The following is a 15,990-nucleotide window of genomic DNA, read 5'->3' as shown; positions in this document are numbered from 1 at the left end:
CGCCATATGCCCACACGGGAGTCGGGCGGACGTGGTCGTCGCCAACCCGGTCAGGTCCGGAAGGAAGCAGCCGCAACGATTTCGCCGCGGGTCGTCCCGGCTCCCACCGCGAAGTGCAGGGTTTGGCGCAGTCGCCGACAGTCCAAGGCAGCCGCCAAGGACCATCTTTCCAATAGCGTCTTTAACGTTTCTTCAACACTAGTGTGCCGTGTCACGATAGTGCTGCAAAAATGCAACAATCGAGTGAAAAACCCTGCTTCCGTCACGTATTTTGTCGATCGTGGAGGAACTTAAGCGTCAATCGGCTACTGTTACGACGTAGCGTATCCTCGCGCGCACCACAGGGAGACCCTAATATGATCGCACGCCTTCTTTCCGGCCTAGCCGCAACTGCCCTTATCGCTACACCGGTCGCAGCATCGGCCGCTTCGGCTGCCGCACCTGCCGCCAAGCTTTCGGTCGCGCAGGCGCGCACCGGCACTGCCGCAACCAAGACCAACCGTCAGGCGGGCGTCAGCCTGTTCCCGGCGCTGCTGGCAGCGGCAATCATCGCCGGCGGTGTCTACCTCGTGGTCGACAGCAACGACGATTCGGACAGCAACTAATCGTTGAGCGGGGGGCGAAACGCCCCCCGCTTCATCTTACCGCAATGGCAGCGCCCGCGCGCAGCCAGAAGCTACCCGCTCGCGAGCGGGTCGGGTGCCGCGCCACGGCAGCGAGCCCCTCTTCGATCCATCCTTGTCGATTGCATCTGCCTTGGATGTGATATGCCCGATCGTCAGGGGAGCCTCGGATGATCTGGAACGCGCAGCATCTGGCAGTCGGTGCCGCGATCGCGATCGGGTTGCTGATCGGGATCGAACGCGGTTGGAACCTGCGCGATGCGCGCGAGGGAACGCGTGTTGCCGGGGTGCGCACTTTCGTCCTGCTCGGGCTGCTGGGCGGTCTCGCCGGCCTGCTCGGCACCGACGACCAGCCCTTGGTGGCGGCGTTGCTGATCGCCGCGCCCGCGATCATCCTGGCGATCGGCTATGCCAAGGACCCTGCAAAGCGCCTGAAGCCCGACGCGACTACCGCGATCGCCGCGTTGCTGACCTTGGCACTGGGGTTCGTCGCGGGCCATGGCCAGCCGATGCTCGCCATCGCGTGCGCCGCGCTCGCCACCTTCGTCCTGGCGCTCCGCACCGAAGCCCATGCGCTGATCGAAAAGCTCGATGGCCAGGACATCAAGGCTATGGCGCGCTTCGCGGTGATCGCCGCGGCGGTGCTGCCCTTCCTGCCCAGCGGCGACTACGGGCCCTATGATGCCTGGAACCCGCAGAAATTGTGGCTGGTGGTGGTGCTGGTGACGGGCTTTTCCTTCGCCGGCTATGTCGCGAACCGCATCTTCGGCGCGCGCCACGGGACGATCGCCACCGCGCTGATCGGCGGCGCCTATAGCTCGACCGCGGTGACCCAGTCGCTGGCGCAGCGGCTGGGTTCGGATTCGCCCGGCGGCGCCGAAAGCGCGGGGATCGCGCTGGCCAGCGCGGTGATGTACCTGCGGGTGCTGATCCTGGTGGCGGCGCTGGCGACCTCGGTGCTGGTGCCGTTCGCGATCGTCCTGCTGCCCGCCTCGCTCGCCGCGCTGGTCGCCGGGGTCTGGCTGTATCGCAAGGCATCGGCGGGCGATGACGCGACGCCGCCGGGAAACCCGATCGCGCTCGCGCCCGCGCTCGGCTTCCTGCTCTTCGTCGCGCTCGCCGCGGTCGCCGCACGCTGGGCCGAGGGGCGGTTCGGCGAACAAGGGATTGCGACGCTGGTGCTGGTGATGGGCAGCCTCGACGTCGATGCCGCAATCGTCACGGTCGGCGGCCTGCAACCCGGCGCCATCTCCCCCGAACTGGCCGCGCTGGCCCTGGGGGGAACGGTGCTGGCGAACATGACCGTGAAACTGGGGATCACGATCGCCTATTCGCGATCGCACGGCCGCGATGCGGCGATCGCGCTGGCTGCCAGCATGATCGTCCTGCTGCTTTCGCTCGGCATCGGGTTCGCGCGGTTCGGATCGACCTGATCGCGGCTTGAAACGCGACGTCGGGTTCGTTCAAGTTGCTGGCAATCGGTTGGTATAGCGCGTCAAAAGATGCGACACCGAAATCGTCCGGCCGCCAATGCTGGGTGGCACGATAGGAGGGAAGCGATGATCGTAGACAAGTTTACGCGGCGCGGGTTCATCGGGGCAAGCGGCGGCGTGGCCTCGCTGGCGTTGACCGCCAGTCCTGCCGGTGCCTTGCTGCAGACGGGCGGCGCGGCACGCGCGGCCGGCCAGCCGATGCCCGGCGGCGTCAAGCTTCCAACCACCCCGCCAAAGCGCAAACGTGCCGACAGCGTCGGCTTCGCGATCGTCGGGCTTGGCGGCTATGCGCTCAACCAGATGATGCCGCGGTTCGGGCAGGCCGAGCGCGCGCATATCGCCGCGATCGTATCGGGCAACCCCGAGAAGCTGCGCCGCGTCGGCGACGCCTACGGGGTGCCGCAGGATGCGCGCTATTCCTACGCCGACTATGCCAAGATCGCGGCCGACGACCGGATCGACGCGGTGTACATCGTCCTGCCGACCGGGCTGCACGCCGACTATGCGACGCGCGCCTTCGCCGCGGGCAAGCATGTGCTGTGCGAGAAGCCGATGGCGCTGACGAGCGCCGATTGCGCGCGGATGATCGCTGCCGGAAAACGCGCGAACCGCAAGCTGATGATCGCGTACCGCTCGCATTTCGAACCGTATAATGTCGAGGCGATGAAGCTGATGCGGCAAAAGGCGGTCGGCGACGTCCGCTTGCTGCGGACCGAGCAATCCTATCGGATGGGGCCGACCAGCCCGAGCGAAAATTGGCGGACCAGCCGCGCGCTGGCGGGCGGGGGGCCGCTCGAGGATTACGGCCTCTACGGGCTGCAATCGGCGCTCTATCTGACGAAGGAAATGCCCGAGAGCATCAGCGCCAGCACCTTCCGCCCCAATGGCGATCCGCGCTTCGCCGAGATCTTCGCGCATGTCTCGTCGCAATGGCGCTTTCCCTCGGGGGCGGTGGCGCAATTGGTGACCTCCTATGATTCGGCTGGCGCCAATTTTGCGCACGTCCGCGGCACCACCGGCGCGCTGATCATGGATCCCGCCACGAGCTATTCGGGGCAGAAGATGCGGATCGAGGGCGAAGCGGATCGCGAGTTCGCGCCGGGCGACCCGAGCGTACAGTTCGCGCGCCAGATCGACCATTTCGTCGACGCGATCCGTGACAATACGCCGATCATCACCCCGGGCGAAATGGGCCTGCGCGATACCCGGCTGATCGAGGCGATCTATGCATCGGCGGCAGCGGGGCGGACGGTGAAGCTGGCGCCCGATGGCACGATGCGCGGCTGATCGGGCCGGGAAGGTGAGGGGGCGTATGGCTGGCAAGACGATACGGATGGCGGGCATCTTGCTGGCCGCCGCAGCCCTGACCGCGCAAAATTCGGGCAGCGGCGATGCCGATCGCGCGGCGATGATGCGGCAATTGGGGATTACGGCACTCGTCCCCGGGCCGAGCGGCGACGAGCAGGCACCCAACCATGCCAATTACGACGAGGCCAGCGCCAACCCGTATCCCGCGCTGCCCGACGTCCTGATCGCCGAGAACGGGCGCAGGATCGCGACTGCCGATGCGTGGTGGAAGGTGCGACGGCCAGAGATCGTCGCGGCGTTCTCGCGCGAAATCTATGGGCGGGTGCCAAAGGGGCTGCCCGCGGTCGAATGGCGCGTCGTTGCCGAAGAGACGCAGACGATCGGCTTTTTCCGCCCGGTTCGGGTTCGGCAGCTGGTCGGTCATGTTCCGAGCCCCGACGGAGCGGTACCCGCGGTCGATATCCGGATGACCGTCGTCACGCCCGCTGCGGCAACGCAGCCGGTGCCGTTGCTGATCATGTTCGGCCGCGACGTGCCGCCCGCGCCGACCCAGCCCGATCGCGCCGAAGCCGCGCGGATCGACGCGGCGATGAAGGCGCTGTTGCTGCGGCAGGACCCGTCGCTGGCGACGGTCTTCGCGCGGCATCCGTTCTTTGCGTTCCAGGCCGAGCAGCCCTTCCGCTTCACCCCGCCGGGCCCCGGCGACCCGCCGCGCGAGGAGCAGCTGATCGCCGCGGGATGGGGCTATGCCTTGCTCGACCCGACCAGTGTGCAGCCCGACAATGCCGACGCGCTGCGGCAGGGGATCATCGGGCTGGCCAATCGGGGCAAGGCGCGCGCGCCCGATGACTGGGGTGCGCTCCGCGCCTGGGCATGGGGCGCGAGCCGTGGCTTCGACTGGCTGGCTGCCGATCCCACGATCGATGCGCGCCGGATCGGGATCGAGGGGGTGTCGCGCTATGGCAAAGCAGCGCTGCTCGCCGCGGCGTTCGATGAGCGCTTCGCGATGGTGCTGGTGGGATCGTCGGGCAAGGGCGGTGCGACTCTGCTGCGGCGCAATTTCGGCGAGGCGGTGGCGAATTTGGCGACCGGCCAGCATTATTGGATGGCGGGCAACTTCCTGAAATACAACGCGGCGTCGGGGAAAGACCCGCTCGACCCCGGCGACCTGCCGGTCGATTCGCACCAGCTGATCGCGCTGGTCGCGCCACGGCTGGCGTTCGTCAGTTATGGCGTGCCCGAAGCGGGTGACGCCAAATGGCTCGACCAGCGTGGCTCGTTGATGGCGACGGTAGCCGCGGGGCGCGTCTGGCGCCTGCTCGGTGCGCGCGACCTTGGCCTGGGCGACGACTGGCGCGGCGTGCAGTTGCCGCCGGTGAATAGTGGCTTGCTGGATGGCGAGCTTGCCTGGCGCCAGCATGACGGCGGCCATACCGATCAGCCCAATATGAAGAGCTTCCTCAGCTGGGCGAACACGAAGATCGGTTGGGTGCCGCAAAGGTAAACGTCGCCCCCTTTTTCAGGGGGGCCTGCGTCACGCCGCGCGTTTGAGGCGACGATGGAGGTAGTTGTCGTCGAACCCCGCGATCCGCGCGAGTTTCGCCGGGTCGAGGATCGTCAGCGATCCCGATCGCAGGTCCATCACCTCGGCCTGGCGCAGGCCCTGCAGCACGCGGTTGACGTGGACCGGGGTGAGGCCGACCGCGTCGGCCAGCACCACCTGGGTCAGCGGCATCTCGCACTGATTGTCGGTCGCCAGGCCGATATTGTGCATCCGGATGTACAGCTCGCACATCAGGTGCGCGACGCGCTCCTGCGCCTTGCGCCGTCCCATGCTGACGATCCACGCGCGAAGCACCCCCTGATCGACTAGCTGCGACCACCAGAAGGCGCGGGTGATCGCGGGGCGCGCCTCGACCAGCGCCTCCATCTGCTGGCGTGGGAGCGAGGCGACCTTGGCCTTGGTCAGCGTCACGATGCTGTGATCCATCGCCTCTAGCACCGCGATGTGGATGTCGCAGAAATCGCCCGGCAGCATGAAGGCCATGATCTGGCGCCCGCCATCGGGCAGGATCTTGTACCGCGCGGCCCAGCCTTCGAGCATCACGAATACCGGATCGGGGCGGTCGCCCTCGCGGATCAGGTGATGGCCCGCGCGGTGCCCGCGGATGCTGTGGCAGGCCGAAGTGAGCAGTTGGACGTCGTCATCGGTCAGCGGGCCATGGCCGCGCAGCCGGTCGGTAAAAGCGTTGGACATTGGGTGCTCCCACGAGCGGGGTATCTTATGGCGGTACGCTAACACTAACCTCGGTTATGTTTCCTACGCAAAAGTGGTCCATTACCGGCACATTGTCGGCAACCAGACTCAGGCGCCGACAGCCGGGAGACGCGTATCGCTCTCGCCTGACAATCGATCGACCCTGTTATGGACGATATCAACCGCGACGCCTTCCTTCCGCCGTTGCCGCGCGTGCTCGAACCCGACGCGCATGGCCAGGCTGCGCTGCTGCTGGTCGAAAGCATGCTGCACGCGCTCGTCGAAGCGCGGGTGTTTACCTTGGGTACCGCGCTCGAGGTGATCCAGACGACCTGCGAAGTGAAGATGGAAGTGGCGCAGCTTGCCGGCGAATCGAAGGCGAGGATGCTCGAGTCGCTCGACCTGCTCAACGCGATCTATGTCAGCTTCGCCGCCGATGCCGAATAGCCTTTCAAAGCTCTCCGATCGGGGGCGATCTTCGATCACCGGCATGCCTGAACCATTTGCGTGGCAACCCGAACATCTGCGGCTGGCGGTCGATGCCGCGGGCGTCGCCTTATGGGCGTGGAATGTCGAGACCGACGAATTGATCATGGACCGGCGGGGGTTCGACCTCTGGGGGCTGGAATGGCGCGCTACCGTCGATTTCGAGACGCTGTCGTCGAACATCCACCCCGCCGATCGCGATCGCGTCCGCGCGGCCTTCGCCGCCACCCGCGCGATCCTGGGCGCCTATGAGACCGATTTTCGCATCCTGATCGATGACGAGGTCCGCTGGATCGCCGCGCGCGGCGAAGGCGCCGATGTCGGGATGGTCGGCCGCACGATGTTCGGCATCTTCGTCGACGTCACCGGTCGCAAGCAGGCCGAGGAAGGCCATGAGCTGCTCGCGGGCGAGATGAGCCATCGCGTCAAGAATCTGCTGACGATCGCCTCGGGGCTGACCGCGATCGCGTCGCGCTCGGCGACGTGCAAGCAGGACATGGCGCGCGAACTCACCGGGCGGCTGTCGGCGCTTGGCCGCGCGCATGATCTGGTCCGGCCGCTGCCATCGGGGCAGGGGGCGGCGGCGCTGCTCGGCGACCTGCTATCGATATTGCTCGCGCCCTATGACGAGCTCGGCGCCTTCAAGGGACGGTTTCGGGTAGGCGTCGAGCGGATCGGCGTGGGTGAGGCCGCGGCGACGGGGGTCGCGCTGGTGGTGCATGAGCTGGCGACCAATTCGATGAAATATGGCGCGTTGTCCGAACCCACCGGCACGCTCGATATCTCGAGCGAGTCCGACGGCGACGATATCGTTCTGACCTGGGTCGAGCGTGGGGGTCCCCCGGTCGTCGAACCCGACGCGCCCGATGGGTTCGGCAGCCTGCTGATCCGGCGCAGCGTCAACCGTCAACTCGGCGGCACGATCGACTATGATTGGTCGTCGCAGGGCCTGATCGTAACGCTGCGGATCAGCCGCGCGCATCTGGCGATCTAGACTCCTGCGTCGGGGTCAGGTCACCGCCAACCCACCGACTCCTCATTTTAACGCATTGGCAACACGACCGTTGCAAACATATGTTTATAACATAAGCTAGTCTTTGGGCCAGGTGTATTGGTTTTGGGGGTGGTATGGCTTCTGCGCGCGGCGTTAAGCGTGTCGTTATTGTCGACGATTCAAGGACGGTTCGTTCGGTGCTCGGGTCGGCGTTCGAAAGGGCAGAGGGCTTCAAGGTCGTCGGGCTGGCGAGCGATGCGGAAATGGCGCGTGATCTGATCGCCAGGCTCGCACCCGATCTGGTGATGATCGACTTTTGTATGCCCTATATCGACGGCGCCGCGCTGCTCAAGCTGATCGGCGGTAGCCGCGTTCCCAAGATCGTCGTGTCCGATTCGCTGGCCAAGAGCGTCTTGATGCAGGCGCGGCTCCAGGCGCTGGGCGCATCGGCCTGCTTTGCGCTGCGCGACGCGACCGACGCGCCCGACGCGTTCTTCGAAAAGGTTCATGCGGTTTGCGATCATGCCCAGGCTACCCATCTTGCTGGTCTTCGCATCGCCCGGCCCGTGACGCCGGGCGAAGCCCCAGCGGAACCGATACCGGCATTTCCGATCCCGCGCGATGAAGCTGCCCGGATCGCCATCCTTCGCCGCAAGCAGCTCTCTAACGCGACCGCCGAGCGGCAGTTCGATCTCATCACGCGCTATGTGGGTGAAATACTACGCTTTCCGGTGTGCCTGCTGACCTTCATCGATCGCGACACCCAATGGTTGAAGTCGACCTATGGCATGGAGGAAACGCAAATGCGGCGTGAGGACGCGTTCTGCAGCTACACGATCGCGCAGGACGGGCCACTGGTCGTAACCGATGCCGCCGACGACCGGCGCTTCGAGCAAAGCCCGCTGGTCGTCGGCGAACCCAATCTCCGCACCTATGTGGGCCATCCGATCACGCTGCGCGATAGTACCCGGATCGGCGCATTGTGCGTTTTGGATACCAAGCCGCGGTATATCGGCCAGCCGATAACGACTACCCTGACATTCATGGCTGACATTGTCGCCGAAATGGTAGAGGCCAGGCCGTCGATTGGGTGAACCGGGGGGGGCACGCGAACGACCAACCCGAATTTCAACCCTTTGCGATGAACGCCCCCTGACGATGACGATCCCGCGACCCTTGCGATTTTCGATCGCCGCCCGCGTGACCGTCGCGGCGGCTGCGATGCTGGCGTTCCTGCTATTGCTGCTGGGGCTCAGCATCGATGTCGTCCGTCAGGTCGAGGCGGCCGACCGGCAGATCAGCGCGCTGACCGGGCTGCTCAAGGACCAGGAGGATACCGACCGCGCGCAACGCGCGCTGCGGCTCGCGATCGGCGAAGCGACGCGTAGCGCCGAAGACGGCGATGCGGTGTCTGACGAGCGCTGGCGCGCGCTTACCGCCCAACTGCAACGCTTCCGCGCCAAATCGATCCGCTCGCGTGCGCTGCTCGACAGCGCCGAGATCGGTCTGGTGCGCGAGCATATCGATGTCGACCAGGCATCAGCGCGCGACTTCGTTGCCGTCGCAGCGAGGCTGCTGACAGTGGCGCAGGGTCGCCCCGATGAAGTGAAAACGGTGATGCCCGACTTCCTTCGCACGCTCCGCGAACTCGAAGCGCGGCGCACCGCGACGCGCGACGTGCTGGTCCGCGAAATCGACGTCGCGGTGCAAATGAGCATCGTCAGCAGCCGGCGGAGCACCTTGCGGCTAGTGGTCGGCGCGATTGTCGCGGTCTTCATTCTTATCGCGCTGGTGCTGTGGATCCGGCGAAGTGTGATCAAGCCGATGGTCGAGATCGCCAAGGGCCTTCGCCACCCCGGCTTCGACCGGATCGCGACCGCCTGCCCCCCCTTCGTAGACCGCAGCGACGAGGTGGGCGACCTGGCGCGCGGGTTGCTCGAATATCGGCTCAACGTGGGCGAGCAGGAAAAGGCGAGGCGTCAGATCGATTTCCTGGCGCACCACGACGCGCTGACCGGGCTGCCCAACCGCATCGTGTTCGAAAGCCGGCTGCGCCAGGAATTGCGGCGTACGGCTCGCACCTGCGAAAGCGTTGCGGTGTTCGCGATCGATCTCGACGATTTCAAGGCGATCAACGATCGGCTGGGGCATGCCGGGGGTGACGAAGCGCTGCGGCGCGCTGGCACACTCTTGGTCGAATGCGCGCGTGCCGACGATTTGGTGGCGCGGATCGGCGGCGACGAGTTCGCCATCATTCAGGTGGCAGCCGATCAGCCTGCGGCGGCGCAGGCGCTGCTGGCGCGGCTGTTCAAGGCGACCGACGACCAGACCGGCACTCTTGCGGTGCGGACGAGCATCGGAGTCGCGATCTCGCGCGGTGAGACCGACGTTGAAGAGCTTTACAACCATGCTGACGTCGCGCTGTACCGCGCCAAGGCCGATGGCCGGAACACCGCGCGGTTCTTTGACGAAGGGATGGAGGCTGAAACGAGGTTGCGCCGCCGTCTCTCGCGCGACCTCCAGGGTGCGGCGCAGGCAGGTGAGTTCCACATCTGCTACCAACCGATCGCGACCTGCGATACGCTCGAGGTCATCGGCTACGAAGCGCTGCTTCGCTGGCGGCACCCCGAACTCGGCGACGTCACGCCCAGCATCTTCATCCCGATCGCCGAATCAACCGGCAGCATCGACAGCATCGGCCGCTGGATGGCGAGCCAGGCATTTGCCGAGGCAGCGCGGTGGCGACCCGACCTTTCGCTCTCGCTCAACCTCTCACCGGTCCAGTTCCGGCAGGGCGACCTGGTAGACGCGCTATATGCGCTTGCCGCCCAGTACGGTGTCGCGTTCGATCGGGTGCAGTTCGAGGTGACCGAAAACGTCACGCTGCTCGGCCATCAGCGCGACGCGGTGCTGGCGTCGCTCAAGCAGCTTCAGGATCGGGGCGCCAAGGTGGTGATGGATGATTTCGGCACCGGCCATGCATCGCTCAGCAATTTGCAGGCGTTCGAGTTCGACGGGCTGAAGATCGACGGTCGCTTCATCGCGGCGATGCTCGACCATCGTTCGTCGGCGCTGATCGTGCGCGCGGCGATCGGGCTGGGGAAGAGCCTGGGGGTGCCGGTGGTTGCCGAATGCGTCGAAACCCAGGCGCAGTTCGACCGGCTGTGCGCCTGGGGATGCACGCATGTGCAGGGCTATCTGTTCGGCCGCCCGGTTTCCGCCGACCAGCTGGCCGATGCGCGGCGATAGGCTGGCGAACGCCCGCCAATGAAAGGATCAGGCGGCGCGCGCCTGTGCATGGTCGAGCAATAGCCGCGTGGTCGCGTGGCGATCGACCGCGCGCGACAGCAGATAGCCCTGGCCCAGGGTACAGCCGATCGCGGCGAGATGCTCGGCCTGACCCTCGGTTTCGACCCCCTCGGCTACCACGCGGATTCCTAGCCCCTTGGCGATGCCGATCAGCCCCTCGATGATGATCGCGCTGGCATCGTTCACCGCCAGCCGATCGATGAAGCTCTTGTCGATCTTGATGATATCGACCGGCACGCTCAGCAGATGCGTGAGCGAGGCATAGCCGGTCCCGAAATCGTCTAGCGCAACCTTGAGCCCCTCGGCGCGCAACACCTCGATCGACTTCTGCACGAAGTCGTCGTCATCGTTCATGTAGACGGTCTCGGTTACCTCGAGCACGATGTGGCTGAGCGGTACGCGGTGGCGGCCGAAGGCGGTCGTGATCAGCTTCGCGAGGCCGCCGCTGTGCATATCGGCCGACGACACGTTGATGCCGACATGCTGGAACGGGATGCCAAGGTCGATCCACGATCGCACATCGCTGGCGACGATATCGAGCATCCGCGCGGTCAGCGCCGCTGCCATATGGGCGTCCTTCGTCGCCTCCTGGAAGCTGGCGGCGGACACGATTTCGTTGCCGATCCGCATCCGGCACAGCGCTTCGAGCCCGACCACCTCGCGCGTCCCCAGCAGGAAGATCGGCTGGTAAAAGGCATCGATCCGCCCCTCGCGCAGCGCTGCATCGACGTCCTTGAGGTGGCCCAGGCGCCGGGTCATCTGGCTGCCCAGCCCCGGCCAGTAGCGGACAAAGCCGCCGCGCCCGGTTTCCTTGGCGTGATAGAGCGCGAAGGCCGCGTTCTGGCGGACGCGTTCGGCCGATGGATTATCGATCGACGGTGCCGCGCCGCCGATCGTTGCGCGCGGAACGACGGTGTCGCCGCCGCATTCGGTGGGCTGCGATATCGACGACAGGATCGATTCGGCGGTGTGCTCGATATCGCGCAGCAATGCAGGCGATTGCAGCAGGATCACGAACTCGTCGCCGCCGATCCGGAAGATCGGTTCGGCCGCGATCGCGAGCGAAACGCGTTCGGCGACGGTCTTGAGCAAATGGTCGCCGGTGCGATGCCCGAAAGTGTCGTTCACGATCTTGAGATTGTCGACATCGACCATCAGGATCGCCCAGTTGCCCGGCGGGTCGCTCGGCAACGCCGCCAATGCCGCCTCGAACGCCAGCCGGTTGGGCAATCCGGTCAGTTCGTCGACCAGGGTCCGCCGATGCTGTTCTTCGCTACGGCGGTGCCGATCGAGCGCAATCTGGCAGATTTGCGAAACCTGGCGGACGATCCGGCGCTCGGCCGCGCTCGGGCCGCGGCGTTCCTTGAAGTAGAAGGCGAACACCCCGACCGGGGCTCCCGACGCGCCCAGGATCGGCGTCGACCAGCAGGCGCGAAGCCCCAGCGGCAGCACCAGATGCTTGTGCTTCGCCCATCGCGCGTCATGCTCGATATCGGTCGCGGCGACTTCCTGCTGCCAATACACCGCCGAGCCGCACGACCCCGACTCCGGCCCGATCGCCAGCCCGTCGAGCGCCGCGAGCAAGCCGGGGGGCAGGCTGGGCGCGGCCAAGGGTTGGAGCAATCCGAGCGGGTCGATCGCCAGGATCGAGCAAGCCGTGCCGGGCGACGCCTTTTCTGCCTCGAGACACAGGCGCGACAGGATGGCATGCAGCGGCTCGTCGGCAGCCATCATCCCCAGAATGATGTCCTGCACTTTCAGCATGTCGCGAGCCGCGCGGAGCCTGCCAGCGTCATCGAAATCCGCGGGCGCTCAGCGCTTCTCATCATCTTCGAGATCATGTCCAAGCGACGACGCGATCGATGACAGCAGCGCGTGCGATTTCCACATCTCGCACGCATCGTTCGATGCTTCGGCGATATCGGTTTGCACATCGACCGCTCGATCGACGATCGCAACGCTGTCGCTGGTGGTGAGGACGGTTTGTTCGATCAAGCCGTGGATCAGGCTTTCGACCAATATCAGCGCAGCCTGGCCATGGGCATCGGGCGTCGCGGGCGGGGTAATCGAAACGATCGGGGTATTGTCGTTTTCAGGCATGCATCGACCTTTTACAAACACGGGCATCGAACGCGCCCGTTGTTCGATTGCCCTGGCGCATATTTGCAGCGTTGATATGCCCCGCCCCGACACCACGCCACAACTTAGCTTAACAATGGACTATAACACGGATCAATGTCCTAAAATGCTAAAAGCGTGTAGTGCTGATCGATGGGCAATAGGTTCGTACAAAAGATGCGTGAACTCAGCGTTTTAGGCGCTGACGACGTCGCCGCATTGGAAGCTGCGACCGCGCGCACTCGTACCTTTGTTGCACGGCAGGATTTGATCCGCGAAGGCGACGAGCCGGGGCCGGTGTTCGTGATCCTCGACGGCTGGGCATGCCGCTACAAGATCCTGCCCTCGGGCGCGCGACAGATCATGGCGTTCATGATGCCGGGCGATTCCTGCGACTTGCACGTCAATCTGCTGCCCGAAATGGACCACAGCATCCAGGCGATCACCACCGCGACGGTCGCGACGATCTCGAAGGAGACGATGCAGGCGCTGATGGCCGATCACCCGGCGATCGCGCGCGCGATGTACACCGCGCAATTGATCGACGAGAGCGTGATGCGCGCATGGATCGTCAGCATGGGGCGGCGCAGCAGCATCGAACGCGTCGCGCATCTGATGTGCGAGCTGTATCTGCGCGCCTACAGCATCGGGCTGGTCAACGATGGCGAGGTGGCGCTGCCGCTATCGCAGCTGGTGCTCGCCGATGCGCTGGGCATGACGTCGGTCCATATCAATCGCGTGCTCAAGGAGCTGCGCATCGCGGGTGCGATGGCGCTGCGCCGCGGCAGCCTCGACATCATCGACCCGATCAAACTGATCCAGATCGCGGGCTTCGACGAAAACTACCTCCATCGCCGGCTATGTACCGGAGCCGAGCGCCGCTAGGTACCGCGTCGCGGCGAAGCCGAACGTCTAGGGCGCTTTGGGCAAGGTCAGCCGGACGATCGCGTCGGGGGCATCGTGCAACCGCAGGAACAGCGTGTCGCCAGCGGGGCGGGGGAGCGCGATCGACGCCCCGACGAAGCCGATCGGCACCGCGACGGAGTTGGCGAAATCGGCGGTCTCGCTGATCGCGGCGATCAGGAACAGGCTCCGCCCCGACAGCGCGCATTCGGCCTGCCCGGGTGCGCAAGCCAACCGCGTGATCTCGGGAAGCCGGACGATATGCGCGAGCGGTTGCCAGTCGCCCGGCGCGTCGCCGTTCAGCAGCCGGAAGCGCAGCGGCCCCGACACGTCGTGATCGAACAGTTTGTCAGCGCTCGCGCTGGCGACGATGACGTCCTCGCCGACGCGCTGCAGCGCGCCCGATGCGAAATCCAGGCGCGCGACGCTGCCGTCCTTGGCGGCAAGCTCGATCCCCTCGCGCAACGGACCGTTGGCGACGCGGAACGAAAAGGCGAGCCTGCCCTGTTCGGGCAGCAACGCGTCGGGCAGCGCGATCGGCAGCACGCCCTGCGCCGGTTGATACGCCGCCTCGCGGCTGATGAGCGTCGCCGACGGGCGCGGCGGGGCGATCGTCGCGGTGACGCGCAGCGTGCGCCCGTCGCGCAAAATCGCGGTGGCGGGGACGGCTTTCCCCGGCGTCAGGCCGATGAGCGCGGTCTCGGCGCGCATCGTCATCCGATCGCCCTGTTCGCCGCGGCTGACGTCGCCAGGCGCGAATCGGTGCTCGCCGATAGCGAGCTGCGCGACCTGGTCGAGCCGGCTGCCGCGCAGCACCGCCTCGCGGTCGCCGAGATGCACGACGAAGCGATCGAGCCGGCTCGCCTCGACGCGGCCCTTGAGCGCGATGCGTTGCATCGGCGCGGCGCCATGGCGCGCGATCGTCAGCGTGAAGGCGCCGGGCGCCACGGTTTCGAGCGGGAGTTTGGCTTCGATCGCGTCGGCGGCGGTGGCCGTCCATGCCGGGTGCCGCTCGCTTCCCTTCGAATCGCGCAGCGTCAGTTGCGACACGCACGCCGCCGCGCCGCCCTTGAGCGTCAGCCCATGCTCGCGCCCGACCACGATCGTATCGTCTGGTTCGGCGCGCCAGGCGTCGGGCGCGTCGAGCACGAGCGGCAACCGCGGTCCCGAAAAGCGATCGAACCCCCATTTGCCGTGGAGCACCCCGCCTTCGATGCCGGTCAGCGCTGCCAGCGCGTCGAGGCTGGCGGGGCGGACGCCGCCCGCCGCGACATCGACGAGCACGGGAATCTCGCTCGCCTTGCCGCCGACGGTGACCGCGATGGCGAGGTCGCGCGCATAGTTGGTGGCGAACAGCAGAGACGCGTCGTCGAGCGGGATTGCGACGTCGGATCGGGCGAGGCAGATCGGCGTCCGGCTGCCCGGCTGCCAGCTCGGCGGCGTGGCGACGCCGATCGGCGGCAGCGGGGCGAGCAGCACCGACCGCGGATTCTGGAACGACGGCGGCGCGTTGAGCTTGAGCTGGAGGTCATCGCCGCGCGCCACGGTGAGCGCCGGGAGATACTGGTATTGCGCGGTGCGGAAGGCACCGAACAGCCGCGCCACGTCGCGCGCCAGCCCGATATAGGGGCTGTAATAGCCCGCGCCCGCCTCAGGGGTGGCGGCGATGCGATAGGCGACGTCGACCGGGGTGCCGGTGAGCGTCTCGGCCAAGGTGGTGCCGCGCTGCGCCTGCAGCACCAGCGTTTCCTTGTTCTGCGTCAGGCAGCTCGCCTGCAGCGCGCGCGGCCGCGTCAGGCATTCGGCGTTGAGCTTGATCCCCAGCGCCTTGGCGAGCAGCGGCGCGGCGGTGGCAAGTTTGCCGGGCCGGGTGTCGGCGATCGTCCCGACCGTCGCGACGAAGGTTTCGAGCCGTGCCTGGTCGAGCGATGCCTGATGCAGGTCCTTGGCCGCGCGCACGAACACGCCGGGGCGGCCGCGCACCCCGTCGCGCACCGCGTCGAACCCGCCGCCGGTCTGCGGTGCGAGCAGGATCAATGCCTGTTCGGCGCCCTCGGGTACCGTGAGCTCGAGGACATTGCCCTTCGATTTCCAGGTTTCCGCATGCTCGAACCAATCCTTGGGCGGCGGATTGGCGGCACCGCGCAGGAAGGTGCCGATCAGCAGATAGCGTGCCGACTTGGTATCGGGCAGCAAGGCCTTGGCCGACAGCCGGTCGCCCGCGCGCAGCGACGGGACCGCGGTGATCGGCAGCGTCACACCGTCGCGCGTCACGGTGATCGAGAGCGCGGGGCCGTCGAGATCGAACCCACCTTGCTGTTGCTGGGCAAGGGCATCGCCGGTGAGCACCAGGGCGATCGCGGCGAATAGCGGAACAAGCGGGCGGATCATCGGCGGGGCTATAGGGCACCACCCACGCGGCGGCAAAGCGATGTGGCGAACCGGCCGCTTGATGCTGGCGCGATGCGCGCGGTGCTGTAGCCTGCGAACTGACTGAAC

General features: G+C 66.4%; 13 protein-coding genes and 1 other RNA gene. 10 read left to right on the top strand and 4 right to left on the bottom strand.

All coding sequences use genetic code 11. The annotated features are described in order from the left end of the window. The first annotated feature begins 13 nt into the window (after positions 1–13). From ffs to OKW76_RS03865, 5 genes are all read left to right on the top strand, one after another. An RNA gene (ffs, locus tag OKW76_RS03885) (signal recognition particle sRNA small type) lies at positions 14–111 on the top strand. A 245-nt stretch (positions 112–356) separates the two neighbouring features. Continuing rightward, entirely contained in the window at positions 357–605 is a 249-nt protein-coding gene (locus tag OKW76_RS03880) for a hypothetical protein (protein WP_265551317.1), read from the top strand. A 188-nt stretch (positions 606–793) separates the two neighbouring features. Continuing rightward, complete coding sequence (locus OKW76_RS03875; RefSeq protein ID WP_265551315.1) at positions 794–2,056, top strand: MgtC/SapB family protein; 1,263 nt, start codon at positions 794–796, stop codon at positions 2,054–2,056. A 126-nt stretch (positions 2,057–2,182) separates the two neighbouring features. Further along, a complete protein-coding gene (locus OKW76_RS03870; RefSeq protein WP_265551312.1) occupies positions 2,183–3,403 on the top strand; it encodes a Gfo/Idh/MocA family protein in 1,221 nt (406 codons plus the stop codon). 25 nt (positions 3,404–3,428) lie between these two features. After that, a complete protein-coding gene (locus OKW76_RS03865) occupies positions 3,429–4,928 on the top strand; it encodes a hypothetical protein (RefSeq protein ID WP_265551311.1) in 1,500 nt (499 codons plus the stop codon). A 30-nt stretch (positions 4,929–4,958) separates the two neighbouring features. Here the strand turns inward: OKW76_RS03865 and OKW76_RS03860 are convergent, their stop codons facing one another. After that, on the bottom strand, positions 4,959–5,681 hold the full coding sequence (locus OKW76_RS03860; protein ID WP_265551309.1) for a Crp/Fnr family transcriptional regulator: 723 nt from the start codon (positions 5,679–5,681) through the stop codon (positions 4,959–4,961). A gap of 168 nt (positions 5,682–5,849) precedes the next feature. On the opposite strand from OKW76_RS03860, the gene OKW76_RS03855 reads away from it, so the two are divergent. The 4 genes from OKW76_RS03855 to OKW76_RS03840 all read left to right on the top strand — a co-directional run bounded on the left by OKW76_RS03855 (position 5,850) and on the right by OKW76_RS03840 (position 10,410). Next, on the top strand, positions 5,850–6,128 hold the full coding sequence (locus OKW76_RS03855) for a hypothetical protein (protein ID WP_265551308.1): 279 nt from the start codon (positions 5,850–5,852) through the stop codon (positions 6,126–6,128). A gap of 43 nt (positions 6,129–6,171) precedes the next feature. Further along, complete coding sequence (locus OKW76_RS03850; RefSeq protein ID WP_265551306.1) at positions 6,172–7,161, top strand: sensor histidine kinase; 990 nt, start codon at positions 6,172–6,174, stop codon at positions 7,159–7,161. Between the two features lie 134 nt (positions 7,162–7,295). Next, positions 7,296–8,255, top strand: coding sequence for a response regulator (locus OKW76_RS03845; protein WP_265551304.1), 960 nt, complete (start codon positions 7,296–7,298; stop codon positions 8,253–8,255). An 82-nt stretch (positions 8,256–8,337) separates the two neighbouring features. Further along, on the top strand, positions 8,338–10,410 hold the full coding sequence (locus tag OKW76_RS03840; protein ID WP_265551302.1) for a putative bifunctional diguanylate cyclase/phosphodiesterase: 2,073 nt from the start codon (positions 8,338–8,340) through the stop codon (positions 10,408–10,410). A gap of 27 nt (positions 10,411–10,437) precedes the next feature. Here the strand turns inward: OKW76_RS03840 and OKW76_RS03835 are convergent, their stop codons facing one another. Together OKW76_RS03835 and OKW76_RS03830 are read right to left on the bottom strand one after the other, a co-directional pair. After that, a complete protein-coding gene (locus OKW76_RS03835; RefSeq protein WP_265551300.1) occupies positions 10,438–12,234 on the bottom strand; it encodes a putative bifunctional diguanylate cyclase/phosphodiesterase in 1,797 nt (598 codons plus the stop codon). Positions 12,235–12,282: 48 nt separating this feature from the next. Next, positions 12,283–12,570, bottom strand: a complete 288-nt coding sequence (locus OKW76_RS03830; protein ID WP_265551299.1) for a hypothetical protein — start codon at positions 12,568–12,570, stop codon at positions 12,283–12,285. A gap of 195 nt (positions 12,571–12,765) precedes the next feature. On the opposite strand from OKW76_RS03830, the gene OKW76_RS03825 reads away from it, so the two are divergent. Continuing rightward, positions 12,766–13,473: a Crp/Fnr family transcriptional regulator gene (locus OKW76_RS03825; RefSeq protein ID WP_265551297.1), complete on the top strand. Its 708-nt coding sequence runs from the start codon at positions 12,766–12,768 to the stop codon at positions 13,471–13,473. A gap of 27 nt (positions 13,474–13,500) precedes the next feature. On the opposite strand, the gene OKW76_RS03820 is transcribed toward OKW76_RS03825, so the two are convergent. Continuing rightward, positions 13,501–15,882 carry a hypothetical protein gene (locus OKW76_RS03820; RefSeq protein ID WP_265551295.1) on the bottom strand — a complete coding sequence of 794 codons (2,382 nt, stop codon included), beginning with the start codon at positions 15,880–15,882 and terminating at the stop codon, positions 13,501–13,503. Positions 15,883–15,990: the final 108 nt, after the last annotated feature.

The sequence above is a fragment of the Sphingomonas sp. S1-29 genome (assembly GCF_026167545.1).
Taxonomy (GTDB): Bacteria; Pseudomonadota; Alphaproteobacteria; order Sphingomonadales; family Sphingomonadaceae; genus Sphingomonas.
Note: the sequence above shows the minus strand (reverse complement) of the source record. Positions and strands in the feature narration are given on the sequence as shown.

Bases quoted from the DNA above. Each gene is read 5' to 3' on its own strand.
- OKW76_RS03870 (WP_265551312.1), top strand. From the start codon at position 2,183: ATGATCGTAGACAAGTTTACGCGGCGCGGGTTCATCGGGGCAAGCGGC.
- OKW76_RS03880 (WP_265551317.1), top strand. From the start codon at position 357: ATGATCGCACGCCTTCTTTCCGGCCTAGCCGCAACTGCCCTTATCGCT.
- OKW76_RS03875 (WP_265551315.1), top strand. From the start codon at position 794: ATGATCTGGAACGCGCAGCATCTGGCAGTCGGTGCCGCGATCGCGATC.
- OKW76_RS03845 (WP_265551304.1), top strand. From the start codon at position 7,296: ATGGCTTCTGCGCGCGGCGTTAAGCGTGTCGTTATTGTCGACGATTCA.
- OKW76_RS03825 (WP_265551297.1), top strand. From the start codon at position 12,766: ATGCGTGAACTCAGCGTTTTAGGCGCTGACGACGTCGCCGCATTGGAA.
- OKW76_RS03860 (WP_265551309.1), bottom strand. From the start codon at position 5,681: ATGTCCAACGCTTTTACCGACCGGCTGCGCGGCCATGGCCCGCTGACC.
- OKW76_RS03830 (WP_265551299.1), bottom strand. From the start codon at position 12,570: ATGCCTGAAAACGACAATACCCCGATCGTTTCGATTACCCCGCCCGCG.
- OKW76_RS03865 (WP_265551311.1), top strand. From the start codon at position 3,429: ATGGCTGGCAAGACGATACGGATGGCGGGCATCTTGCTGGCCGCCGCA.
- OKW76_RS03820 (WP_265551295.1), bottom strand. From the start codon at position 15,882: ATGATCCGCCCGCTTGTTCCGCTATTCGCCGCGATCGCCCTGGTGCTC.
- OKW76_RS03850 (WP_265551306.1), top strand. From the start codon at position 6,172: ATGCCTGAACCATTTGCGTGGCAACCCGAACATCTGCGGCTGGCGGTC.
- OKW76_RS03835 (WP_265551300.1), bottom strand. From the start codon at position 12,234: ATGCTGAAAGTGCAGGACATCATTCTGGGGATGATGGCTGCCGACGAG.
- OKW76_RS03855 (WP_265551308.1), top strand. From the start codon at position 5,850: ATGGACGATATCAACCGCGACGCCTTCCTTCCGCCGTTGCCGCGCGTG.